Annotated in this window: 18 protein-coding genes and 1 pseudogene; 2 read left to right on the forward strand and 17 right to left on the reverse strand. The window is 50.2% G+C overall.

The genetic code is table 11. The features are described from left to right. Positions 1-448 precede the first annotated feature (448 nt). Together KDC22_RS29975 and KDC22_RS29980 are read left to right on the forward strand one after the other, a co-directional pair. Positions 449-1,672 carry an MFS transporter gene (locus KDC22_RS29975; RefSeq protein ID WP_173136334.1) on the forward strand — a complete coding sequence of 408 codons (1,224 nt, stop codon included), beginning with the start codon at positions 449-451 and terminating at the stop codon, positions 1,670-1,672. A gap of 177 nt (positions 1,673-1,849) precedes the next feature. Continuing rightward, complete coding sequence (locus KDC22_RS29980; protein WP_211724237.1) at positions 1,850-3,064, forward strand: molybdopterin-dependent oxidoreductase; 1,215 nt, start codon at positions 1,850-1,852, stop codon at positions 3,062-3,064. 175 nt (positions 3,065-3,239) lie between these two features. Here KDC22_RS29980 and KDC22_RS29985 read toward each other — a convergent pair whose 3' ends face one another. From KDC22_RS29985 to KDC22_RS30065, 17 genes and pseudogenes are all read right to left on the reverse strand, one after another. Then, a complete protein-coding gene (locus KDC22_RS29985) occupies positions 3,240-4,181 on the reverse strand; it encodes a hypothetical protein (protein WP_246553109.1) in 942 nt (313 codons plus the stop codon). Positions 4,182-4,194: 13 nt separating this feature from the next. Beyond that, complete coding sequence (locus KDC22_RS29990) at positions 4,195-5,445, reverse strand: ABC transporter permease (RefSeq protein ID WP_211721276.1); 1,251 nt, start codon at positions 5,443-5,445, stop codon at positions 4,195-4,197. After that, a complete protein-coding gene (locus KDC22_RS29995) occupies positions 5,442-6,167 on the reverse strand; it encodes an ABC transporter ATP-binding protein (protein ID WP_246553111.1) in 726 nt (241 codons plus the stop codon). The genes KDC22_RS29990 and KDC22_RS29995 overlap by 4 nt, the downstream gene beginning before the upstream one ends. An 11-nt stretch (positions 6,168-6,178) precedes the next feature. After that, positions 6,179-7,900, reverse strand: coding sequence for an alkaline phosphatase (locus KDC22_RS30000; RefSeq protein ID WP_425517082.1), 1,722 nt, complete (start codon positions 7,898-7,900; stop codon positions 6,179-6,181). 217 nt (positions 7,901-8,117) lie between these two features. Further along, positions 8,118-10,130, reverse strand: coding sequence for an NAD-dependent DNA ligase LigA (ligA, locus tag KDC22_RS30005; RefSeq protein ID WP_211721278.1), 2,013 nt, complete (start codon positions 10,128-10,130; stop codon positions 8,118-8,120). Between the two features lie 77 nt (positions 10,131-10,207). After that, positions 10,208-12,571 carry a DNA helicase PcrA gene (pcrA, locus tag KDC22_RS30010; RefSeq protein WP_211721279.1) on the reverse strand — a complete coding sequence of 788 codons (2,364 nt, stop codon included), beginning with the start codon at positions 12,569-12,571 and terminating at the stop codon, positions 10,208-10,210. Positions 12,572-12,607: 36 nt separating this feature from the next. Continuing rightward, positions 12,608-13,324, reverse strand: a complete 717-nt coding sequence (pcrB, locus tag KDC22_RS30015; RefSeq protein WP_211724240.1) for a heptaprenylglyceryl phosphate synthase — start codon at positions 13,322-13,324, stop codon at positions 12,608-12,610. Positions 13,325-13,517: 193 nt separating this feature from the next. Then, positions 13,518-14,387 (reverse strand): phosphatidylinositol-specific phospholipase C/glycerophosphodiester phosphodiesterase family protein, encoded by an 870-nt coding sequence (locus tag KDC22_RS30020; protein WP_211721280.1) that lies wholly within the window; start codon positions 14,385-14,387, stop codon positions 13,518-13,520. Positions 14,388-14,500: 113 nt separating this feature from the next. After that, positions 14,501-15,901 (reverse strand): undecaprenyl-phosphate glucose phosphotransferase, encoded by a 1,401-nt coding sequence (locus KDC22_RS30025; RefSeq protein WP_211721281.1) that lies wholly within the window; start codon positions 15,899-15,901, stop codon positions 14,501-14,503. Beyond that, positions 15,898-16,797 carry a glycosyltransferase family 2 protein gene (locus KDC22_RS30030; protein ID WP_246553801.1) on the reverse strand — a complete coding sequence of 300 codons (900 nt, stop codon included), beginning with the start codon at positions 16,795-16,797 and terminating at the stop codon, positions 15,898-15,900. The genes KDC22_RS30025 and KDC22_RS30030 overlap by 4 nt, the downstream gene beginning before the upstream one ends. Before the next feature lie 272 nt (positions 16,798-17,069). Beyond that, a complete protein-coding gene (locus KDC22_RS30035; protein ID WP_211721283.1) occupies positions 17,070-18,050 on the reverse strand; it encodes a glycosyltransferase family 2 protein in 981 nt (326 codons plus the stop codon). A 276-nt stretch (positions 18,051-18,326) separates the two neighbouring features. Beyond that, on the reverse strand, positions 18,327-19,196 hold the full coding sequence (gene rfbD / locus KDC22_RS30040) for a dTDP-4-dehydrorhamnose reductase (protein ID WP_211721284.1): 870 nt from the start codon (positions 19,194-19,196) through the stop codon (positions 18,327-18,329). Further along, positions 19,196-20,218, reverse strand: a complete 1,023-nt coding sequence (gene rfbB, locus KDC22_RS30045) for a dTDP-glucose 4,6-dehydratase (RefSeq protein WP_211721285.1) — start codon at positions 20,216-20,218, stop codon at positions 19,196-19,198. Before rfbB ends, rfbD begins: the two co-directional genes overlap by 1 nt. A gap of 92 nt (positions 20,219-20,310) precedes the next feature. Continuing rightward, positions 20,311-20,502, reverse strand: a pseudogene (locus tag KDC22_RS30050) (dTDP-4-dehydrorhamnose 3,5-epimerase family protein); the annotation flags it as partial. Beyond that, positions 20,496-21,425, reverse strand: a complete 930-nt coding sequence (locus KDC22_RS30055; RefSeq protein ID WP_211721286.1) for a glycosyltransferase family 2 protein — start codon at positions 21,423-21,425, stop codon at positions 20,496-20,498. The gene KDC22_RS30055 and the pseudogene KDC22_RS30050, both read right to left, overlap by 7 nt. Next, positions 21,412-22,374, reverse strand: coding sequence for an NAD-dependent epimerase/dehydratase family protein (locus KDC22_RS30060; protein WP_211721287.1), 963 nt, complete (start codon positions 22,372-22,374; stop codon positions 21,412-21,414). Before KDC22_RS30060 ends, KDC22_RS30055 begins: the two co-directional genes overlap by 14 nt. Before the next feature lie 13 nt (positions 22,375-22,387). Next, complete coding sequence (locus KDC22_RS30065; RefSeq protein WP_211721288.1) at positions 22,388-24,157, reverse strand: thiamine pyrophosphate-binding protein; 1,770 nt, start codon at positions 24,155-24,157, stop codon at positions 22,388-22,390. Positions 24,158-24,169 lie beyond the last annotated feature (12 nt).

The following is a 24,169-nucleotide window of genomic DNA, read 5'->3' on the forward strand; positions in this document are numbered from 1 at the left end:
GGTCCAGCTCAAGCTGAGCGGATGAAGAGGTTACAGTATAGAAAGAGCGATTGCTCATTTTGAAACTGACGATTCATTTACTGAATCTTGTAAAAATTAAAGCGTTCCATTTGTTCAGTTTTCAAAGAACTTGCTCCCGGCATTTCGACATTACGTTTCTTGCACAGGAATTAGATCATATCATTTTATTACGTTTGTTGTCAACTTATTTTTCTTCCGCCGCTCAATTCAGCGTCGATGTCTCATAAGCACAAGAGATAATATATCACGCGATTCAGACCTTTGCAAGCCTTTTTTATAAGATAAGAATTTAAATAATTCATTAACGCATAATTGCACGCTATAGAGCACAAATTGATTCCCATAACGGTTCATTTGTCGCTACAATAGGATTTATCGTTATCTTCCAATTATCCTTACCAACTAGCTGTTCCTGAAAGGAGTTCCAATGTCTAATCAATTGAAGGAGTCGCGCAATCTGCAGCAGGCTACTATCTACCGTATTTTACTCGCAGTCAGCTTTGTTCATTTATTCAATGATTCGATTCAGGCGCTTATTCCGGCGATGTTCCCTGTGCTGAAGGATAACCTGACGCTCTCCTATGCCCAGATCGGCTGGATTGCGTTCGCGCTTAACCTCACTTCCTCGGTGATTCAGCCCATTATCGGCTTCGCCGCTGACCGCAGACCCCGCCCTATCCTGCTTCCGCTGGGGATGTGCTGCACTTTTGCCGGAGTCTTCTTACTCGCATTTGCCGGTAATTATGTACTTGTCATCGTGTCCGTGATGCTTGTGGGCTTTGGCTCAGCCGCTTTTCATCCGGAAGGGATGCGGGTAGCCCATATGGCTGCCGGTCAGCGCAAAGGACTGTCCCAATCTATTTTTCAGGTAGGCGGCAATGCCGGTCAGGCCTTGGGGCCTCTATTAATGAAGTGGGTATTCATCCCCTTCGGTCAGATGGGGGCGCTTGGCTTCACTGTTATCGCCGCTGCCGGAGTTGCCGTCCAGGCCTATGTAGCCCGCTGGTACCGTGAGATGCTGGATGCCGGATATACCTTCCGCAAAAGATCAGTGACCCGCTCCATCGACCCAGCCCGCAGCAAGCGTATCCTCATTACAACGGTCATCCTGGTCTTCATCGTCTTCGTCCGGTCTTGGTACGGCGCTTCCATCGGCGGGTATTATGCCTTCTATCTAATGGACAAATACGGTATGACGCTGGATGATGCGCAGATCTATATTTTCATCTATCTCGCAGCAGGTGCTGTCGGAACCTTCTTCGGCGGTCCTCTGGCCGACCGTTTCGGGCGCCGTAATCTCATTCTGGTCTCGATGATCGGGACGGTGCCGTTTGCGCTGGCCCTGCCTTTTGTGAATCAGTTCTGGGCGGCCGTGCTGCTAATCATCTCCGGGTTCATTCTATTATCAAGCTTCTCTGTAACTGTGATCTACGCGCAGATGCTGTATCCCGGCAATATCGGTACGGTATCGGGACTGATTACGGGCCTTGCCTTCGGGCTTGGCGGAATTGGTTCTGTTGTGATTGGCCATCTGATCGATACGATCGGCATAGCCACGGTGTTCGTGGCCTGCGGCTTCCTTCCGCTGCTCGGCCTGCTTGCGCTGCTGCTGCCAGGTGATAAGAAGCTCGAGGAATGGGCAGCCGAATAATCCGCTGAGCCTGGCTGGCAGCAGAGTATTATTCAAGGGATGTTTTTTGCGGTACAACTTAGTTAAAACTTGAATTAATCATTACCATGCTGGAGGGCAGCCGAGGAGGGATAGCGCTTGAAGAACTTACTTACCACCATCCGCAAAGGGTATGGAAAAAAGCTGGTTTCGCTTCACATGTGGAATGCCTGGCTAGTCTTAATTCTTGCCCTAAGCGGTCTTATGCTGGTTGGAGGCTTCTGGAGAGAACTGCTGGGCGAAGGCAGAGTGTGGCTGAAATGGGGCCATATCGGGTTTGGACTGGTGCTGTTAATTCCCGTAGTCTATTATCTGCTCCTGGCAGCGAAGCATTGGAAGCAGTTGAAGGGGAAAACGGCACAAAAAGCCAATGTCATCTTCGTGCTTACTCTTTTGATCGGCTGGCTCATCTCAGGGGTTGTTCTCTGGCAGTTCAGGCTTGCCGGGCCGAGAGCGGCGAATAGCGCGCTGTTTATTCATGATCTGCTCACCTGGGTGGGACTTCCTGTCATCATCTATCATTCCATTACCCGGGTGAAGTGGCTGAAGGAGCCCAAGAAGCGCACTATTGTGGCAGAAGCTGTACCTGTAGAGGAGAACGCTCCCCTTACCGGACGGCCCCGGCCTGTGTCTCCCTCTGAAGCCCAGCCTCTGTACTCACGCCGTGGTTTCATCAAAGCTGCGGTAGGCGCAGGTCTTGCCGTTACGCTCGGCCCAACCTTTGTCCGCTGGATCGGCAAATCCCTGCAGCTTCCGGGTACAGCCGACTATGCGGCAACGAATGCCAACACCCTGATTCCCGACCCTGTTCCGCTGGCACAATCCGCACCTCCGATCGGCGGGGGAGCCGAGGGCAGCTTTCGTGTATATACGGTCACGGCCATTCCCGCCTTCGACAATTCCAACTGGTCTTTTACTATTGACGGCCTGGTGGACAAGAAGCTGACCTGGAACTGGGAAGAGTTCGTCAAGCTGCAGCGTGAGGTGCAGGTCAGTGATTTTCACTGTGTGACGGGCTGGTCTGTGTATAAAAATACATGGGAGGGCCTCCCCCTCTCCAAGCTGCTCGATATGGCCGGTGTGCAGGCTCAAGCCGTCACGGTCAAGCTGTATTCGGGAGACGGCGTCTATACGGACTCTCTAACCCTGGATCAGGCGCGGATGGATGACATCATGGTGGCGGTGATGCATGACGGCAAACCTATTCCGAATCAGCTCGGCGGGCCTGTACGTCTGGTTACTCCGCAGATGTATGCCTATAAGTCCGTCAAATGGCTAAACCGGATAGAATTAATAGACGAAGATCATGTCGGGTACTGGGAAAAGCGGGGTTATGATAAGGACGCCTGGCTGCCTGGTGCTAAGCGGGTGTAGCTTTTCCCTTCTATTCAGACAAGTAGAAACGGCTTCGCTGTCCTTTAAAGGACGGTACCGTTTCAGCGAGAAATAGAAGGATAATTTATCATGTGAAACATATAAATTCTTATATTTTAATAAAAACCTCCTCTCCCAATCAGGGATGTGGAGGTTTTTGGTTGTGAACGGTGTGTTACAGACTTGTAAATGAAGCATCGTAAAGGCGGAACATCGTCTTATAGCCGGATTCGTCAATCTTGATCCCGACATCCAGACGCCCCGTTATCTCCAGCGGCCCGGAGGTATAGCGGAGCTTGCTGCCTTCAGGCACAAATACAATCATTATCTTGTTCCAGTACGTCTCATCCCCATTATCGAAGGGGCATTCCGCACCCGGCTCCGGGATAAGCAAGAACCAGTTTTTCTCAAAGGAAAGGACTTCGCCCATAAAGCCCTTAATAGTCACTTGCTGACCGCTGAGATTCCAGAAGTCTTCTGAAGGCCGGGTCTGATCGTCACCGTCAAAAAAACCGTTCCAGTCAATGTTCGTATTCCCTGTGGTGGAAACCCCTGCGGTAGTTGCTGGTGTTAATGCCGGTGTTACTAACGGTGTAGCCGCCGGTGTCGCTGCAGGTGTTGCGGGCGGGGACGGGCTAACTGCCGGACGGACTCCGGCCTTGGCCGGCTCTGCTCCAGTACTGCTCTTCCCGGTAGCCTTAGGCACTGCCGCTGGCCCGGGACTTTGTACAAGAGAAGAGACTTCAGCGCTTGGAGTGGAGGCAGCCGCCTTCTTGGAAGTCTTCCCGGTAGCCGTCATTACTGGTACAGCAGGTGGCGTAGGAGATGGCTTAAACGTAACCGTTGCACCGTCTCCGGCGCCTGCATCTTTGGAGGCTGGGGTAGCCTCCGCTTCAACCTTAGCTGTTGGAAACGCGCCGCTCACATTACTTGTCTCTGTTGTGCCAGAGTTCTCAGGCACGGGTGAAGGTTCAGCAGTCCCCTGCGCAGCTTCTGCCACTGCCGCAAAGGACTCTCCGTTGCCTTCAGCAGCCGTATTCTGACCGCAGGCCTGAAGCAGCAGCATACCCATAACAGCTCCCGACATGAGGAACAGTCTTCCTTGTATTCGTATCAATTGTACGTACCTCCTATGATTTGAACAAGGCGAGCGGATGCATCCGGTACATCCGGAAGGCCGGTCCCAGCGAAGACAGCAGGCCTATCGCAAGTGCACCAAGGACAATCAGCCCGTGTTCCGGTGTCCAGTGGTACGGCTCTATTTGAATGCCTGCCTGTGCGAACAATCTATCCTTCAGCAGGTAGGCTCCAAGATGACCGGTCAGCAGACCCGCGATTAGTCCTGTCATTGTCAACAGCAGGCCTTCCGTAGTTAATGTCAGCCATACATAGGCCCGTGATTTGCCGAGGAGACGGAGTATCCCCACATCCTTGGTCCGTTCCGAGGCTGCTGCAATCAGAGATAAGAGAATGGCAATACCCGCAAGCAGCACACAGATGCCCGTCAATATACCAAGCAGCCGTGAGCCCTGATCCACAGCATTCAGCACCTCGGACACTGCCTTGCTGGTATACACGGCCTGAACACCATTACTGCCATCGAACCCCTGCTTCAGATCATGGGCCCCCAGCAGACTGGACGGTTTGACCAGCACCGCCGTGATCTCGCGGTCCTCCGCTTCAAGTCCGTGTACAGCCCAGGCATAGTCTACCGTCGTAAAGACGGCACGGTCATCCGGTGTGTGCAGCTCGGGAAGAATGCCTGTGATCTGGTAGCGGAAATTCCCGTGATCCTGCTCCCCGTGATGCTCTGCCTCCTCCGCTTCGCCTGCTCCATGCCCTTCCGCTTCTTCAGCCTCTTCGGATTCAGGTTCATCCCCCTGCACCAGTCCATGTGCTCCCGCAAAGCTATCGCCTACCTTCAGTCCCAAGGACCGGGCGACGTACGAGCCTATGATTGCTTCTCCGGTATGGGCATACAGCTTGCCTTCCTGAAGCTTGCTGTCACCGTAGCGGGTGAAGAAATAACCGGTATCTATCCCGACGATCGGATACCCCTTGTGGTTGTCTCCCGTGGTCATCGCAAGGGCAACATCCACAGACGGGTCCCGCTGTGCCTCATCCAGCACTGCAAGCGGAATATTTCCGGCCGGCGCACCGATATGATAAAACGTATTGAGTACCAGCTGAGTCTCACTGCCTGCTGCTCCTATGACAAGATCAAAGGGGCCATAGCCCTTCTTGGCTCCCTGCTCCACGCTCTGCCGGGACAGAACGAGCAATACGATAAAAGCAACCGTAATAGCCACCGCACACACAGTAAGCAGGGACAGGAACCGCCGATGCAGCACATTACGGAGGGTTAAGCTGAACAGGCTCATAGCGAGGCACCCTCCTGTTGAACCGAAGCGAAGGAAGCCCGCTGCTTAGGCAATGTTTCCCGGCGTACTTCATTAAATTTTTCAATGCTCAAACAGCGCGGAAACCGGCCAGCCAGATTGAGGTCATGCGTTACTACGATTAAGGTATACCCGTGTGTCACGCTAAGGCCCAGGAGCAGGGAGGAAATCTCATCGGCCGTCTCCCAGTCCAGGCTGCCTGTAGGCTCATCAGCCAACAGAAGCGGCGGGTGATTCACCATAGCCCTCACAATAGCCACCCGCTGCTGTTGTCCCCGTGACAGCTGGGCAGGGAGATGCTGTCCACGGCCCCCAAGACCAACCTGCTCCAGCCAGCCGTCCACCCTACGCCGCCTCTCCTTCTGCGGAAGCCGGGAGGTCATGGCAATCTCGACATTCTGCCGGGCCGTCAGCGAAGGAATGAGATGAAAGTCCTGCAGCACATAGCCGATCGTTGAAGCACGGAAGGCATCCCGCTTCGCCTCGTTGATCAGGTGAAGCGGCTGACCATCCACCACAATTCCGCCGCTGTCCGCATTCATGATTCCGCTAATCAGATGCAAAAGCGTGCTTTTACCGGACCCGCTGGGTCCGGTAATGGCTACACGCTCTCCTTTTTCAACCTTCCAATGGGGGATATCCAGGATCGGTACCGCTCTACCGTCCATTTTGAACTGTTTTTTCAAATCCCGAATTTGGAGCAATCAGGCCACTCCTATCTCAATAGAATGCGTTCAGATAGAGCATCCCAAGTTAAGGTAGTGCCCTTCAACTGGTTGAATGCGCTAAGCGGAAGGTAAAGTACATTGTTATCTACATCCACTGTATATGCGGCAGCCTTGCTATTCAGCTTTGCTGTTTTGCCGGTCAGATTAACCTCGATGGTATTCTTTCCAAGGCTGAGCTTGGCAGTGGAGGCATTCCCTGTATAGGTTCCTCCAAGCGCTTTGACCAGTGCCTCTGCGGGATAGAGAACCTCATTGTCGCGGCTGATTTTGAACTTCGGATATATATATTTCGACTGCAGCTCTGCGGAACGCTTCTTCAAATCCAGTCCCAGTATTCCTGCGCCAGCTGTTGCGATCTGCGTGTTATCCACCTGACCCTTCACCTTGTCGGCAATCGGCCCGTATGCCCAGACGCCAACATCCACTGCGGAGTGCCCATGGCCGGACCATCCAACCAGCAGCCGCTTGGAAATCACCGCATTATAAGCACCTTCGCGTTTGTAAGAGGAACCGTCACCATTCATGATCTGGGTTACCTCCTCCTCCGAGAGATCCTTAATCCATGTGTTCGCTGTTACGATACTGCGAATCTCCTCCGGCGTCTGTGCTGCCTCAAGATCTGCTGCCAGACTCTCAGAGGAGTGCTTCTGCTTGTTCCACAGATCAATGTTGATCTCATAGATATTGTCACGCGAGAGTGAGAGGCCGCCTGTCTCATGGTCAGCAGTGACCACCACAGAGGTGTTGCCGTCCCGCTTCGCATATTCAATCGCTGTCTTGACCGCTGCATCAAAGTCGAGGGCTTCCTGCACCAGTGTAGGCAGATCGTTGGCATGACCGGCATGGTCGATACGTCCGCCTTCAATCATCATAACGAAGCCTTCTTTATCGGTAGACAATATATTAAGTGCTTTGGAAGTCATCGCCGCCAGGCTCGGGATCTCTGCAGTCCGGTCCGGGACATAAGCCACATGCGAGTTGCCGAACAGGCCCAACACCTTGGTGTTTTTGGAGGTAAGGGCATTTAGTGCCGAAGTGTTCTCAACGACCGTATACCCTTTGGCTTTGAAGTCAGGGAGGAGGTTCTTGTCTGTACGTTTGCCCTTCTCATCTTTGGTCGTGAAGAACTGCTTGCCCCCGCCCATGAGGACATCTACTCCGCTCTCCAGATACTGTGAGGCAATCGCTGATTCATTATCACGGTTACGGACATGAGAGGCGTATACGGCTGGTGTAGCATGAGTAATGCGGGCAGTGGTCACAAGGCCGGTTGCCTTGCCTGCACTCTCGGCAGCCTCAATAATGGAGGCGAATGGCTTGGAGACGTCCTCGTTGGAGACGCTGATGCCCGCATTGTAAGTCTTATGCCCTGTAGCAAATGCAGTACCGGCTGAGGCGGAGTCTGTGACGATCCCGGATACGATTTTCCCGCTGTCCTCTCCCCGGTCTGCATATGTAGTAGCTTGTCCCACGTAGTATGGATCGAGGTTCAGATGATTGACACCCTTGGTGTATTGCTGATAATATCTCGCCGCCGACACTTGGGCCGGACCCATGCCGTCGCCGATCAGAACGATAAGATTTTTAGATTGGGCTTTTGCAGCGCCTCCAGTACTTGCCTTACCCTGTGCTGCTCCCGCGAGCGTTGCCCCTGATACTACAGCCGCAGCCAATCCTCCAAAGATCATGCCCTTCATTAGCTTCTTCATCATATACCCCTTCCTCGTTATGGTGATTCTTTTCCAAGCTTAACTTGGAAACGTTAACCAATTGTCAAATGAAGTGCGGTGTTGTATTAAATTATCAGTTGCTCATATATCCAGTAGAAAATACAAAAAAGCCCCGCAATCCTCTGCCGCCAGGCAATGGGATCACGGGACTCCATCATTCTTCTTTCAATTATCCATTACTTTGAGAATAACGGCATTACATCTCCAGTAACCGGATCAGCTCATCTTCATCCTCAATGACTTGAATTCCGAGCTGCTGGGCTTTGGCCAGCTTGCTGCCTGCCTTCTCTCCGGCAATCACCAGGTCGGTCTTCTTGGAGACGCTGCCGGATACCTTAGCCCCTAGTGCCTCCAGACGTTCGGCGGCTTCCTCGCGGGTCATTTTTTGCAGGGAACCGGTCAGGACGACTGTTTTGCCGCTGAAATAGGTATTCGTGCTGACTACACGCGGGGCTTCGGGAGCCTTGGCTTCTACACCGAGCGCCCGCATACGGTCAATGCTGACCACCACGAACGGGTCGGCAAAATAATTCACAATGCTCTCCGCCACAATCCCGCCGATATCCGGCAGACCGGCCAATTCTTCCGCTGTTGCGGACATCACGGCTTCCAGGCTGCGGTAGTGATCGGCCAGCATTCTGGTGGTGGCTTTGCCGGTATTAGGAATACCGAGGGCATACAGGAAGGAGGCCAGGTCCCGGCCTTTGCTCTCTTCCAGCGCCTTCAGCAGATTGTCCGCCTTCTTCTCCCCGAAGCGTTCGAGCTTCACCAGCTGGTCGAAGGTTAATTCGTACAGATCCGCAGGCTCCCGTACACTAAGCTCCTCATGCAGTTGAGCGGCGGTCTTCTCGCTAAACGTCTCAATATCCATGGCATCTCTGGACGCAAAATGCGTAATCCGGCTGACAATCTGCGGCTTACAGTCAAGCTTGTTGTTGCAGAACAGATGGGCACCACGCATCTCCAGCGGGAACCCGCAGGCCGGGCATTCCTCAGGGAAAATAATCTCCCCGCCGTCGCTCTCCTCTGTCACCTTACCCAGAATCTCCGGGATGACATCATTGGAGCGGCGGATGAACACCCGTGTCCCCAGGGCAAACTTCAGATTCTTGCGCTCAATATCGCCCACATTGTTAAGTGTGCAATTCTGCACAGTAACACCGGCCAGCTCTACAGCTTCCACCCGCGCGAGCGGAGTGACCTTGCCTGTGCGGCCGACATTCCAGCTGACGGATTCCAGAATGGTCGTGGTCTCTTCGGCCTCGAATTTATAAGCAACCGCCCAGCGCGGGAACTTGTCTGTATAGCCCAGCGCTTCACGGATGCGGAAGTCAGTGACCTTGATAACCGCCCCGTCGATCAGATAATCAAGACCGGAACGGCTCTCTTCGATCTCTGCCAGCTGCTCGGTAACGTCATCGAAGGTACTGAAGTAATTCAGGTAAGGATTGACCTTGAAGCGGTTGCTGCGCAGGAAATCCATCATCTCCTGATGATCGGCGAACTGTACCCCTTCCGAATACCCCACATTATAAAAGTAAGCATTCAGCCTGCGGTCAGCAGTCATCTTCGGATTCAGGTTACGCAGTGCACCCGCCGCCCCGTTGCGCGCATTCTTCAGCGGCTCCGCTGCTCGGGTATTGTAGTCGGCCAGCACAGACAGGTTCATAATCCCCTCGCCCTGCACTTCAATTACGCCTTCCTTGAACGGAATGTTCAACGGAACCGATTTGATCGTCTTCACCTGTGCCAGAATCCCTTCGCCTGTTACACCGTTCCCCCGCGTTGCCGCCTGGACAAGCACTCCGTCACGGTAGGTCAGGTTAAGGGTCAAGCCGTCAAACTTCAGCTCCACCGCATAACACGGCTCCGGCAGCGGATTCTCCGGGTTCTTGGTATTGTAATCATTCACGAGCTTCAGCACGCGGGTGTTCCAGATACGAAGCTGTTCAATGTTCTGCGCCTTGTCGAGACTCCACAGCGGCGCCAGATGGCGGTGCGGTGTGAAGCCCTTCAGCAGCTCTCCGCCTACGCGCTGGGTTGGAGAATGGGGCAATACAATCCCGCTCTCCGCTTCCAGCGCCACCAGCTTATCATAGAGCACATCATATTCCTTATCGCTGATCTGCGGCGCATCCATTGTATAGTAATGATAGTTATATTGATTAAGCTCGGCTACGAGTTCTTCCATCGTGAACATAATATCCATCCGGGCACATCCCTCCGTCAAATAGGTTTCCTACGGTTAGCGTGATCCAAAAACATAATCGTTAATCGCAGCTTGATTTATTCAACTTTGGTGATCGGCGCAAAGCCGGCCAGCAGCCGCTTAACACCTACCGGCGCCGGGAAGGCGATCTGCAGCTCCGTATCATTGCCGCTGCCCTTCACGGCTACCACGGTGCCGATGCCCCATTTGCCGTGGGAGACCTTGTCGCCCGCCTTGAAGCCGCCGGCCTCCGCAGCCGCCCCGGCTCCGCCCGTCGTGCGCTGCGCGCCGCCGGTCGTCACCACGACACGGCCCGCGCCGGGCACCGCGCTCGCCGAACTGCCGCTGCCGAAGCTGGCGGTCCCGCCGCCGGCCGGAGCGTTCCCGGCAGCAGCGGTGCGGCTGCCGAAGTTCCCCCGGCTGCCTCCGCCGAAGCCGCGGCCGCCATAGGCACCGCCTACCTCCGCGCCTCCGCGCCGGAAGCGGTCCGATTCCTTCACCGTATCTTCCTTCAGCTCTTCAGGAATCTCCTCCAGGAAGCGGGACGGCGCATTCGCGGTCGTCCGCCCGAACAGCGTGCGCATCCGTGCGCAGCTGAGGAACAGCTGCTTCTCCGCACGGGTAATGCCCACATACGCCAGCCGGCGCTCTTCTTCCAGTTCATCATTGTCCTGGAAGGCACGGCTGTGCGGGAACACGCCCTCTTCCATCCCGATGATGAAGACCGTGGGGAATTCCAGCCCCTTCGCGCTGTGCATCGTCATCAGTACGACAGCATCGCTGCGTTCTTCGTCGTCATTCACGCTGTCAATGTCCGCGATCAGCGCCAGATCCGTCAGGAAGGAGACCAGCGACTTGTCTTCATTATTCTTCTCGAACTCCATCGTCACAGACAGGAACTCGTCTATGTTCTCCAGACGTGAACGGGATTCCAGCGTATTCTCATTCTGCAGCTCCATACGGTACTGGGACAGCTCCAGAATCTTCTCCGTCAGCTCCGTTACCGAGAGGAATTCCACCATCCGGTGCAGGGCTTCGATCATATCATAGAACTCTACCAGCGTATTGCGGGTACGTCCGGCAAATCCCAGATCGTCCACCGTCTGCAGCGCCCGGAAGATCGACACTCCCTGGGAAGCCGCTGCGGCCGCTAACTTACCAACGGTTGTATCCCCAAGCCCCCGCTTGGGAACATTGATAATCCGCGTCAGGCTGATATCATCATCAGGATTGGAGAGCAGGCGCAGATAGGCCAGCAGATCCTTAATTTCCTTGCGGTCGTAGAACTTGATCCCGCCGACAATCTGGTAAGGGATATCGGATTTGATCAGAATCTCTTCTATTACACGGGACTGGGCATTCGTACGGTACAGAATCGCATGGTTCTGGTACGCCTGGCCCTGCTTCACGTTCTTGCTGATCTCCCCGGTGACGAAATACCCTTCATCATGCTCGGAGTCCCCGCGGAAGACCTTGATCTTCGCGCCTTCGTCGGAATCGGTCCATAGCTTCTTCGGCTTGCGGCCCGTGTTCAGGGCGATGACGCCGTTGGCGGCGTTCAGAATATTCGAGGTGGAGCGGTAATTCTGCTCCAGCAGGATGGTCTTGGCTTCCGGGTAATCTTCTTCAAAATTAAGAATATTCGAGATATCCGCCCCGCGCCAGCGGTAGATCGACTGGTCACTATCCCCGACGACACAAATTCGGTGGTGGCTCTCCGCCAGCATCCGGCAGAGCATGTACTGCGCCCGGTTCGTATCCTGATACTCATCAACATGAATATACTTGAACTTCTTCTGATAGAAATCCAGCACCTCAGGCTGTTCCTTGAACAGCTCAATGGTCTTCATAATAAGGTCATCGAAATCCAGCGAGTTATTGCTTCTCAGCCGGTGCTGGTACTTGGTGTATACTTTGGCAACCAGACCTTCAAAATAATCCCCGATCTTCTGTTCATATTGCGCCGGTGTGATCAGCTCATTCTTGTTCGTGCTAATAATAGCCTGAATGGCCTTCGGCTCAAACTTCTTGGTGTCGATATCCAGATCCTTCATGCAATTGCGGATGACAGACAACTGGTCTGTAGAGTCCAGAATGGAGAAGTTCGAGGTGAAGCCGATCCGCTCAATATCCTTCCGCAGGATCCGTACACACATGGAGTGGAAGGTGGATACCCAAATATCCCGTCCCTCCGGCCCTACCAGCTTGGAGACACGCTCCTGCATCTCCCGGGCGGCCTTGTTCGTAAAAGTAATCGCCAGAATCGCCCAAGGCGGCGCCTTGCGGTTGGCAATCAGCCACGCAATCCGGTGAGTCAGCACGCGGGTCTTCCCGCTGCCTGCGCCAGCCATAATCAGCAGCGGACCTTCAGTAGCTTCTACAGCCTGACGCTGCGGCGGATTCAGCCGGCTTACAGCGTCTTGTATGTTAACAAGTTGCATGTGTTACATGCTCCTTTCTGAATATAAGCTTGAAATTTATAAGTTCTCCCGGTCCATCTGCCGCGTATCCCGCACAGCCTGGACGGTCAACAGCGCTTGCTCCACATTACTATAAATAATATTGCCGACCACTACTGTATCACATAGTGCGGCTACCTGCATGGCTTCCTCTGGACCTGTAATTCCGCCTCCATAGAATAGCTGGCTCTGTTCAACCAGCTCCCTGACCTCACGCACGATCTCCATATCCCCGTAGGCTCCGCTGTATTCAAGGTACACCACCGGGAGATTCATCAGCTTGTCTGCAATCTGCGCATAGGCTCCTGCTGCAGCCGCATCCAGCGAGCAGTCCGCGCCCGTAAGACGGGCTACCGAGGAATCCCCGTTCAGCACAATATAGCCCTCTGTCAGCAGCAATTCCCATGGGATCAGACTGCCGAAACGTTCAATCGCCCGGCGGTGATGGCCCAGAATCCATGAAGTATCGGCAGTGTTGAGCACCATGGGAATCATATACAGGTCAAACCCGGGCACAGCGGCTTCCAGATCGGAGACCTCCAGCGCGCAGGGCAGATCATACTGCCGGATTCTCGCAAGGAGACTCACCGTATTCTCATAAGTCACGCCAGTAGAGCCGCCTACGATGATCGCATCCGTTCCCGACTGGCAGACCGCTGCCAGCTCCCTGTTCCCCAGTTCACGGTCCGGGTCCAGCTTGAATACATGCCGCCACGGCTCGATCATTTGCCGCATTCCATTCATCCTCGTCCATCCTCATTGTTCATCTAAGTGCATACTCTATTTCAACCCTGTTCCGCAACAACAAATACACTCCTGCACATGCAAAAGCCGTATCTCTAGTCTATGTCAGCACAAAGGCGAGTGTCAATTTAAAACGGATAAAAATGCGAACATTTTTTCGCATTTTTGCAGGTCAAGCTTTCCTCTATCCGCGGAGACCCTTGATCCGGTTCAAGTCATTCTCCGAGACAAAATCAGTATAGAACCCGTTAACCCCCAGCCGGGACAGCTTCCGGATTTCTTTCTCTTCATTAACGGTGTGCACATAGACTCTGGCACCCGCTGTTTTCAGATTACGGACGAAGCTCTTGGTAGCTCTTGTTGTCGGCATCGTGATATCCACTCCGGTCTGCTTCACGAATTCAATGACCACTTCATCGCTGTCCTGGGTCTGATATAGGGTAAAGATCATTTCAGGAAAAGCATACACCTTATTCACAACCTCCAGCATATTCCGGCTGTAAATCTGCGGCACGATCCGCTTAAGCAGCGCAGGGTCCTTCTTCTGGGCGACCTCCACAATCAGCTGAAATTGCTTCGTGACCTGCTCCGCTTCCAGCTCCTTCGTGTCCGTTACCACATACGTATCCGGGTAATTCACCATCAGATCCATGATCTTCTCAATATCCAGCGGAGAGTATAGCTCCAGAACCGGGCTGCTCATCACTTCATCGTGCGTCAGGACATCTCCCTGCTTATCCGAAGGAAGCACATCCTGCTGGCCCAGAAGTTTACTCATATTGGCTGTCCATTCATGGCGGGCTACCAGCTGGTCGTCACTTGTCAGCAGCAGATCCGCCTCGAACACCCGGGTCCCCTGCTCATAGTTGGCAATAAAAGCATCCTGTGTATTGGTATACGCTTTGTCATTAATTCCGCCCATGGCATGGGCAATGACTCTGTGGGCTGCGAAGCCGGTCTCCGGCTCCTTCTTCTTCTCCCCCAGGGTAAGTATAAGCAGGAGGGCGACAGCAGCGATCATAACAACGGAAGCCATAAGCTTGTTTCTCTTCATGATGGCAGTCTCCTTTGCAGGTAATAGAGAGTGGATGAAAAAGAAAAAACGGCTGTGTCATCCTCAAGGGGCAGCAACCGTTTTTAGCGAAGCATATAGATAAGACCGTAGGATTAATAAGCGTTCTTGAAGCCGTTACGGATGGTCTTGGCAATGATGCGGATGTCGAATAGAAGCGACCAGTTCTCGATATAGAAAATATCATGCTTGATCCGGTCCTCAATCGAGGTATCCCCGCGCAGACCGTTACTCTGAGCCCAGCCGGTAATTCCCGGCCGCACATGATGCTTGACCATATACTTCGGAATCTCACCGCGGAACTGCTCTACGAAATACGGGCGTTCCGGGCGCGGACCGACTACACTCATCTGGCCGAACAGCACGTTGAAGAATTGCGGAAGCTCATCGAGACTCGTTCGGCGGATGAACGTACCGAAGCGGGTCCGCCGCGGATCATTCTTCGTACTCCAGCCTGTGTCTTCTCCGGCGTCTGTCTGCATCTTCATCGAGCGGAACTTGTACATCATGAAATTACGGCGGTTCAGGCCTACACGCTCCTGCTTGAAAATAACCGGCCCCGGTGAAGTCAGGCGTACTCCCAGCGCTACAATCAGCATCACCGGAGACAGCATAATAATGGCGAACAGGGCAAACACAAGATCAAACGCCCGCTTAGCCATCTTGTTCCCGGCCATATCCAGCGGAATATCACGCACGTTAATCATAGGCATTCCGGCAAAGTTATCGAAATACGGACGGGCCGGCAGATAATCGAAGAAGTCAGGGATAATCAGCGTCCGCACCCCCGCCTTCTCGCAGGTAGCAATAATGGTCGGGTATTTGGAGTGGGCATCCAGCGGAAGCGCCAGAATCACCTCATCCACCGGCAGCATCTCCAGCATCCCTTCCAGCTGATCCACGGTGCCGAGAATCGGCTTATACCGCTGCTCCTCCAGACCGTCCCACTGATGGAAGTCATCCAGGAACCCGATGGCCTCATATCCCAGCTCCGGGTACTGCTCTAGGTTGTTATAGAATCTTTTACCCAAAGTACCTGCCCCAAGAATCAGGACGAACTGGCGGTTGAAGCCTTTTTCACGCAGCGACTTCAGCATCTTCTTCAGCACATAACGGTACAGCATGATCGACAGTATATTGAAGCCCATATAAATAGCCAGGTATTGCCGGGAGACATCAATCTCCTTCAGGAAGAACATCAGACCCAGCAGAATGAAGATACCCATGGCATGAACCTGGAATATTTTGACGAATTCATCAATGAACCGCTTCTTCCGCTTGGGTAAATACAAGGACAGCACAATTCCGACCAGCACGGCAATGGCCCCGTAAATCAAGCTCCAGTAAGCATAGGACTCTACAGGGAGTGTTCTGTAGGATTCGAGCAGACCACTCTTGAACTTCAGCCACCAGGCCGCAATAAACGCAATCTGGATGACGATGAAGTCGGCAACCATATATAATTGGGTCAGAAACTTTTGATTACGGCGAATCATAACCTCACCTCAGCCTTCGATTCATTGCGGATACCAGCTTCCCCGGGGACTGCGAGACTCTGTGCCGGCGTTGGGACCTTGCGTGGAGCAATCAGTGCGTTGCGCAGCAGCGATAACGTGAACTTGACGCCGACTCCCGCATACACCGCTCCATTTATCATACTGTTGTAACGGCTGCTATAATGCTTCTTATGAAATAAAATCATCGCCCGGTGGAACTCATACACGATCTTGAAGGGTCTGCGGCGCGCACTGCCACCCTTCAGATGCACGATCGTCGTCTGCGGATAATAATAAATCCCCCAGCCGGCTTCTTTGATCCGGTAACACCAGTCCAGATCCTCTCCGTACATGAAAAAGGTCTCATCCAGCCCGCCCACCTGCTCGATGGTCTCCCGCCGCAGCAGCATGAAGGCTCCAACCAGACAATCTACCGGATATTCATCATCCGGGTCCAGATAACCGAGCTGGTAGCCGTTGAACCTCGGCCGGTCCGGGAACAGCTTGCTGAGGCCAAAAGCATAATAGAAGGAGGCCGACGGTGTCGGGAACCCTCTCCGGCAGGCCTTATCCAGCGACCCGTCCGGCAAAATCACCTTACAGCCGGACGCGCCAAGATCCGGACGGCTGTCCATGAGCTGAACCATCGTCTCCAGCGTATCCTTGCGGACCACTGTATCCGAATTGAGCAGCAGCACATAGCGCCCGGAGGCCACTTCCATTCCCTGGTTATTGCCCTTGGCAAACCCTACGTTCTCCGAATTCGCAATCAGCAGCACATGCGGGAATTCCTTGCTTATGATCTCTACCGACTGATCTTGGGAGTTATTATCTACTAGAATAATTTCATACGAGTAATGGGTCTCGGAATCATATACCGACCTCAGACAGTCCATCGTCAGGCGGCATGTGTTGTAATTTAGAATCAATATACTAACATCTACATTCACTGCTATACTCTCCTGACAAAAATAGTAATCTATCGACAATTATTATAACACAAAACCCCCGCTGATAGGCAGCGCCTGTTCAGGGAGGTTTTGACATGCATGGGTATAATGATGAAGAATGTTGTTAGCCGGCATAGATCCGGAGAAAATAAGCGCCTTTTTGAATATCTGCGGGATTCCTCCGAGTTCTTCAGATTCTTCCCCGCTTCACCTCATTGTCATTGGCGCTTAGCCTTCTCCTGGATATAGCGGCGCTTGCGCTTCAGAGCACTACGCTGCGAGAAGAATGATGACCAGGCTCCAATTAACTTAGGCTCTTTCAATAGTGAATAGCCGTGTGCAGCAATCTCGTAAGGCAGAGAATATAGTAGAGTAAACAGCATCCTGCGGGAGGACTCATTCTTGTAGATCATTTTATACCGGTTAATATAGGAGATCCGCCTGATGAACATCGCCTTGCCGCTCCGCCCGGATGTCTTCCAGCCCCGCTCGTGGTAACCAATGGCTCCCGCCTCATAATAAGCCTGCCAACCGAACAACCCGGCACGCCAGGCTACATCCACATCTTCCTTATAGGCAAAAAAGTCCGCATCGAAAAACTCCCCCTCAACGCTGATGTCCTCAATCATACGCCTGGAGTACATCGCCGCCGCACCGGATACGCCGAATACCACACCAGATTCGTTCCACTGGTCCGCAGACTCTCCCGCCCCTCGGTCAAATGCCCGCCGGGCTTTATTCATCCGCAGCCCCGTACTGTCCACAAGCGAGTGATCCGCCTTCAGCAGCAGTTTGCCTGTGGCACTGCCGATCTGGGGATTAGCTTCCATACAGGCGACTAGCCTCGATATATAATCTGGGGCCAGCGTGAGATCGGGATTCAGCACCAGTACATAATCTGTCGAAGTACCGGCTATAGCCTGGTTGTGTGCGGGGGCGAAGCCGGTGTTGAGTTCATTTTCCAGAAGGACTAGGGTTGGGCTGGATGTGCTATTTACATAGGCTCCAGATTGTGCCACTGCTGTGCGCTCATGATAGAACGACCTCACCTTCTCCGCCGAACCATCCGTTGACGCATTATCTACCACCACAATCTTTTTGACCGGATAATCCTGGGCCAGCACGGCCGACAAACATTCAACAATATCATCTGCGCTGTTATAGGTAACAATATGTACACTGACCGTTTTAGGTTTCATGGGGTACCTCGAATTTCATAATTTCGTATTCAAATCTGTTACTCCCCATTATAACGAAAAGAGCAGTGCAGGGATACGGCGGGTTACTGGATCGATCTAGCGAATACTATCAAATTAGTATCAAATCACAGCAAGAACCCCCTAACCATTAAGTGGATTAGGGGGTTTACTTCAAGTTTTATGATCTGGGATTGCCGTGACTCCAAAGCATGTTTGGCCCTCCGGACGCTATCGCTCCTTAAGTTCCAAAATTCTCCTCCGCCACTTATCCTGAAGCTATTTCAGCTCCAGCAAAAAGTCTCTCAGCCCTTCCCGCCATGGACGGATATCCTTGAACCCGTTCGTACGGATGGACAGATGCTCCATCACCGAATTACGCGGGCGTGGAGCTGGACGAGGAAACTGCTCGGTAGCACAAGGCTCCAGCTTCGCTGTGAACTTTAGCCCCAGAAGTTCCTCCGCCTCCGCAAAAATCGCCTGTGTGAACTCATACCAGGTGCAGGACTCTGTGTTCGAGGCGTGGTATACCCCATACTTTTCAGTCTGGATAAGCTCAAGCAAGAATTTTGCCAAGTCCACGGTATAGGTAGGCGAGCCTTTCTGGTCATCGACAACCTGCAGCAACGGCTTTTCCTGCCCCAGCTTCAGCATGGTTTTGACAAAGTTATTGCCGTATTTGCCATAGACCCAAGAGGTGCGCACGATAAAGAATTTAGAAGATAAGGACTGAACCAGTATCTCTCCTGCCCGTTTGGATTTACCATAGATGCTCTTAGGATCAGTGTTATCATATTCATGGTAAGGCTGTTCCCCCATGCCATCGAACACATAGTCCGTACTGATATAGACCAGCTTAGCTCCCGCCTTCTCGGCTGCCAGGGCCACGTTCCGGCTTCCAGTAGCATTAATCAGGTAAGCTGCATCTACATCAGACTCGGCTGCATCAACCGCAGTATGAGCCGCACAATGAATGACAGCATCAGGCTTAAAAGCCCCGATGATCTCCTGGCACTGATCTAGATTAGTAATATCCATCTCCTGACGGTCACAGCCGAGCACATCATAATCCTGACCCTGAAGCAAAAGCATAAGATCCTGGCCTAATTGTCCGGCTGCCCCTGTAACCAGTACCTTCGTCTTCACCATTACAGGGAATCTCCCAGACGGCTGCCGTACTGAAGTGCAGCATACTTCTGGTATTCTCCAGACTGAATGCGGGTCCACCATTCCTTGTTATTCAAGTACCACTGAATAGTCTCCTTAATGCCGGTCTCAAAAGTATGCTTAGGCTTCCAGCCCAGCTCACCCATAATCTTAGTCGGATCAATGCCGTAACGGCGGTCATGTCCCGGACGGTCTTGAACATAGGTAATCAGTGAGTCCGGTTTGCCCAGCTCCTGTAGTACAGTATTCACGATATGCACATTCGTCCGCTCATTGTTGCCGCCGATATTGTACACCTCACCGTTCACACCTTCATGAATCACCAGATCAATCGCACTGCAGTGATCCTCAACATACAGCCAGTCACGGATATTCATTCCGTCACCGTAGACAGGCAGCGCCTGATCAGCCAGCGCACGGGAGATCATCAGCGGAATCAGCTTCTCCGGGAACTGATAAGGACCGTAGTTATTCGAGCAACGGGTAATATTAACAGGCAAACCAAAGGTTTCGTGGTAAGCACGCACAAGCAAATCTCCGCCCGCTTTGCTCGCGGAATATGGGCTGTTCGGCGTTAGCGGTGTTTCTTCCGTGAAGAGACCTGTAGCACCAAGCGATCCATAGACTTCATCCGTGGAGACTTGAACAAATTTAGTAACACTGTATTTCTTGGCCGCATCCAGCAGCACTTGAGTGCCCAGCACGTTCGTCTTCACGAACACTTCCGGCTCCAGAATACTCCGGTCTACGTGAGACTCCGCAGCAAAGTTAACTACTACATCTACACCGTCACCGATCAGCTTATCCATCGCCGCCACATCAGTAATGTCTGCTTTGACGAACGTATAGTTCGGATGCTTCTCAATGGATTTCAGGTTCTCCAGATTCCCTGCGTAAGTCAACGCATCGACGTTGACGATCTGATAATCAGGATGTTGCTGCAGCATGTAGATTACGAAGTTGCTGCCAATGAAGCCGGCTCCGCCGGTGATAAGAAGTTTCATTTTGTACCCACCTTTTACTAATTGTGATAGTTGGTGCCCTTAACTCCGCCAGGGAAGTGGTCAGCAACAATAAGAGTATTCATTACATATGTTCAAAAATCAAAGTTAAGTTCTGCATCCTTTAGCAGCGGGTGGCGCTGATCTTTGTCAGACAACACCGGATTCGTTGCCGGCCAATCAATCCCAAGCGCCGGATCATTCCATAGTATGCCACGGTCATGCTCAGGGGAATAATATTCGTCCACTTTGTACAGCACTTGGGTGTTGGGAAGAGTGCTTAAAAATTAATCCGTTCTTTCTCCACTACTAACGGTCGCTTTAACACCTGAGTATGAATTGAGCCGATATACTCACCAATTATTCCTATAAAGAAGAGCTGGACGGAGGAGAATAAGAATAACCCTATGATGAGAGGAGCTGTACCTAAGGAAAAATAATTCCAGAATAGCAGTTTAGCTAGTAAATAACCTACCGCTACCAGCAAACTTAAAGCAGACATAGTAAAACCTAACATTGCAGCTAATCTCAACGGTATTTTAGAGTGGTTAGTAATACCCAACATTGCAATGTCATATAGGGTATAAAAGTTATTTTTAGTTATTCCACGTTTTCTAACGGGCTGAATATATTCAATTTTATAGCTTTCAAAACCAATATCAGAAATCAGCCCCCTGAAATAAGGATAAGGGTCATCAATTTCTTTTAGGATTTGAATAATTTGTTTATCATATAATCCAAAACCAGTATTATTCTTAGTTAGTTCAATCTCTGAAACACGATTAATAAAATTATAATACATCTTTCGTATTGCAAACATAGCTTTACTCTCATGACTTTGCGTCTTCACACCTAGAACAACCTTATAGCCTTCTTCCCATTTATTCACAAAATCTTTAATCATTCCAGGAGGGTCCTGAAGGTCCGCTACAAGTAAAATAGCAGCATCTCCCTCAGCCTGAAGCAGGGCATGATACGGAGATCGTATATGTCCAAAATTACGTGAATTAACAATGATTTTTGCGTTTGAGTCTTCTTTAGCGATATCTTTTAGAATTGCCACCGTTTTATCTTTTGATGCATTATCAATAAAAATATGCTCATAAATATAACCTGGCATCTCCGCAAAAACTGCCTTTACTTGAGTATAAAGCTCCCGAACATTCTCTTCCTCATTGTAACAAGGTGTTACTATACTAATTGTTTTCATTTTTATTCCTCATTCTCAATTGTTGGTAACCTGACTCGATACTCTCTATAGAAGTATAACTAGGAAGATAGCCTATAGTTGAAGCATCGCTATTTAAAGAATAATAGTTAGTCTTTGAGCCTGTTATAGAATCGTATGTGTATCTTGTGTCAACTTCATATTTCAATCCATGCTCCCTAGCAAAGTAGTCCAAAATATCAAATTTAGTCGCTGGCTTGAGAGAATACACATCATATACCCCATTGTGTATATTCTCGTCCATGCAACTTTGCACGAGAGAAAGGAAATCTTCTGGATGTACGTAATCTCTAAGGATATTTTCTGAAGAGGTATTTAGTACTTTTCTCATCCAAACATGCTCAATTACTTCAGTTAGAAGAAACTTTGATTTCATATCAATAAATGCGCTAAAAAAACCAAATATCCTAAGGTCGACTATTTTAAAACTTTCTAGACTTCTATGCTTTGCCTCCATGTTCAGCTTAGATATGCCGTAGTAATCTTTGAGCGATAAATTATTTATATTTAAATTCAGTAATTTAGTATTTGTTGCAGGTTGTTCAAAATCAGACCCATATGCGGCCCCAGAACTAAGATTGATATATATAGTATCTGGGTTCTTCTGTATATATTGAAGAATCATGTTGTCATATTGCTCCGTGATTTGAAATACACTAAAGGGATTCCGAAGCAGGTCCTCCGGGTTACCTACTCCTATACAATTAATAATAACATTATAAGTATCTAAGTCTTGAAACTGCTTATAATCTCTAATATGAGTCTTGTCATTAATATTATTCTCAAATAAAAAGGATACTAGCCTCTCCTGGGTCCGAGCGAATAAAAATAATTCGTAATGCTTGAAAGATGAAAGGCCAACTACTAAGCTTTTTGCAATATGACCTGTAGCTCCTAATATTGCGATTTTTAAACAATCCTTATTAAGCACTCTGAGAACCCCTTTAAGTAGGAATATCCATTTCATCAACAAGATCTATTAGCATTATTTTCTTCAACTCTTCCCTATCCAAATAAGGATACATATCTTCAATAGGTCTATTTACAACTAATTTAGGATGCACTTCTGTTTTCTTTTCCAACTTCACCTCAATAAATGCTGGTCCATTAGTACTCAAAAACTGTTCAAGTTGATGAATATCCTCCATTGTATTCATTTGATACGCTGGAATTGCATACGCCTCAACTATTTTTATAAATGAAGGATTGGGATTAACTGTTGACTGTTGTCTACCCTCGAAATACAAATCTTGAAATTGCCTTACCATTCCAAGGGAACTATTATTCATAACAACTATTTTTATGGGTAAATTCAAACGAACAATAGTATCTAATTCTTGTATGTTAAGTTGGAAACCACCGTCTCCTGCAATGACGAGAGTTTCTTCTCCAGTTGCTAAAGAGGCACCAATTGCCGCCGGCACTGCAAACCCCATCGCACCCATCCCGCCAGAGTTGAGTAATCTTTGATGACCGGATAATTTAAAGGACTGCGATGCCCACATTTGGTGTTGACCAACATCTAGGCAAACCGCTCCAAACTTTTCGGACTTAGAAGAGAGTAATTCCATAAAGCGGTTTGGTTCAATTTCATTAGCAACTGGAGTAAAAGAATAAGTAGGAAACTGTTCTTTTAAAGATCCAATCAACTTCAACCATTTGGAAATATCTGGTTTATTAAAGTCTGTTAGTGCTAAATTCATTTTCTCCAAGAACTCATTAAGATTTGCTTTAACTGCCAGAGTTGCTTCAACCTTACTGTTAAGCTCATTATAATCAATATCAACATGAATTTTTTTAGCACCGCGCCCAAACGTATCTGGTCTAGTTCCAGTTTGTCTACTATCTAGTCTTGACCCTAATATAAGTAATAGATCACAATTAGCAAGGATTAAATTGCTATATCGATTACCGTATGACCCAATTAGACCAGAATATAAAGGATTGTCATGTGAAATCACATCAATTCCCATTAACGAACTTACAATCGGTATTCCCGACTTCTCTATAAACTGTGAAAGTGCTTCTGCAGAATTGCTAACTCTTACACCGCCACCAGCTAAAATGAGAGGTCTTTTTGCAGCAGATAACATCTCAATAATATCTGCAACAACAGATTCACTGATTTCTGACTTTCTAGAAAGTTCATTAAAATACTCTTCACTATCATAGAAGCTGGCTAAAGTTTCAGGCTCAATTTGTGCTCTCTGAAGGTTCATTGGAATATCTAATAATACTGGACCAGGACGGCCATTTTGAGCAAGATATATTGCTTTTTCCATTTCGTATCTAATTTGATCTGGATCTGTAACCATGGCAGCATACTTAGTTAAAGGTTTTGCTACACTAACAATATCTGTTTCTTGAAACCCAATTTGTCTGACAGGTCTATCAAACTTATATTCATAAGTATTTACTTGTCCAGTAATAAACAAACAAGGAACTGAATCGAAATAGCAACTACCTATTCCAGTAAGTAGATTTAATGCCCCCGGCCCACTCGTTGCCATTGCAACTCCAAGCTTTCCGTTCATTCTGGCATAAGCTTCAGCCGAAAAGGCACCTGCTTGTTCATGACGAACAGAGACACATTCCATATCATCTCTGAAGGAGACAGAATCCAATAAGTGGACAATAGCCCCTCCGATAAATTCAAAAACATGAGATACACCTTCTTGCTTAAGGCAATCTATTACATAATCGGATAATTTCAACTAACCCCACTC

The sequence above is a fragment of the Paenibacillus tritici genome (assembly GCF_018207515.1).
In the GTDB taxonomy this organism is placed as follows: domain Bacteria; phylum Bacillota; class Bacilli; order Paenibacillales; family Paenibacillaceae; genus Paenibacillus_AQ; species Paenibacillus_AQ tritici.

Bases quoted from the DNA above. Each gene is read 5' to 3' on its own strand.
- KDC22_RS29990 (WP_211721276.1), bottom strand. From the start codon at position 5,445: ATGAGCCTGTTCAGCTTAACCCTCCGTAATGTGCTGCATCGGCGGTTC.
- KDC22_RS30000 (WP_425517082.1), bottom strand. From the start codon at position 7,900: ATGAAGAAGCTAATGAAGGGCATGATCTTTGGAGGATTGGCTGCGGCT.
- KDC22_RS30035 (WP_211721283.1), bottom strand. From the start codon at position 18,050: ATGAAACCTAAAACGGTCAGTGTACATATTGTTACCTATAACAGCGCA.
- ligA (WP_211721278.1), bottom strand. From the start codon at position 10,130: ATGGATATTATGTTCACGATGGAAGAACTCGTAGCCGAGCTTAATCAA.
- pcrA (WP_211721279.1), bottom strand. From the start codon at position 12,571: ATGCAACTTGTTAACATACAAGACGCTGTAAGCCGGCTGAATCCGCCG.
- KDC22_RS30020 (WP_211721280.1), bottom strand. From the start codon at position 14,387: ATGAAGAGAAACAAGCTTATGGCTTCCGTTGTTATGATCGCTGCTGTC.
- rfbD (WP_211721284.1), bottom strand. From the start codon at position 19,196: ATGGTGAAGACGAAGGTACTGGTTACAGGGGCAGCCGGACAATTAGGC.
- rfbB (WP_211721285.1), bottom strand. From the start codon at position 20,218: ATGAAACTTCTTATCACCGGCGGAGCCGGCTTCATTGGCAGCAACTTC.
- KDC22_RS29975 (WP_173136334.1), top strand. From the start codon at position 449: ATGTCTAATCAATTGAAGGAGTCGCGCAATCTGCAGCAGGCTACTATC.
- KDC22_RS30025 (WP_211721281.1), bottom strand. From the start codon at position 15,901: ATGATTCGCCGTAATCAAAAGTTTCTGACCCAATTATATATGGTTGCC.
- pcrB (WP_211724240.1), bottom strand. From the start codon at position 13,324: ATGCGGCAAATGATCGAGCCGTGGCGGCATGTATTCAAGCTGGACCCG.
- KDC22_RS30055 (WP_211721286.1), bottom strand. From the start codon at position 21,425: ATGAAAACAATTAGTATAGTAACACCTTGTTACAATGAGGAAGAGAAT.
- KDC22_RS29980 (WP_211724237.1), top strand. From the start codon at position 1,850: ATGTGGAATGCCTGGCTAGTCTTAATTCTTGCCCTAAGCGGTCTTATG.
- KDC22_RS30030 (WP_246553801.1), bottom strand. From the start codon at position 16,797: ATGGACTGTCTGAGGTCGGTATATGATTCCGAGACCCATTACTCGTAT.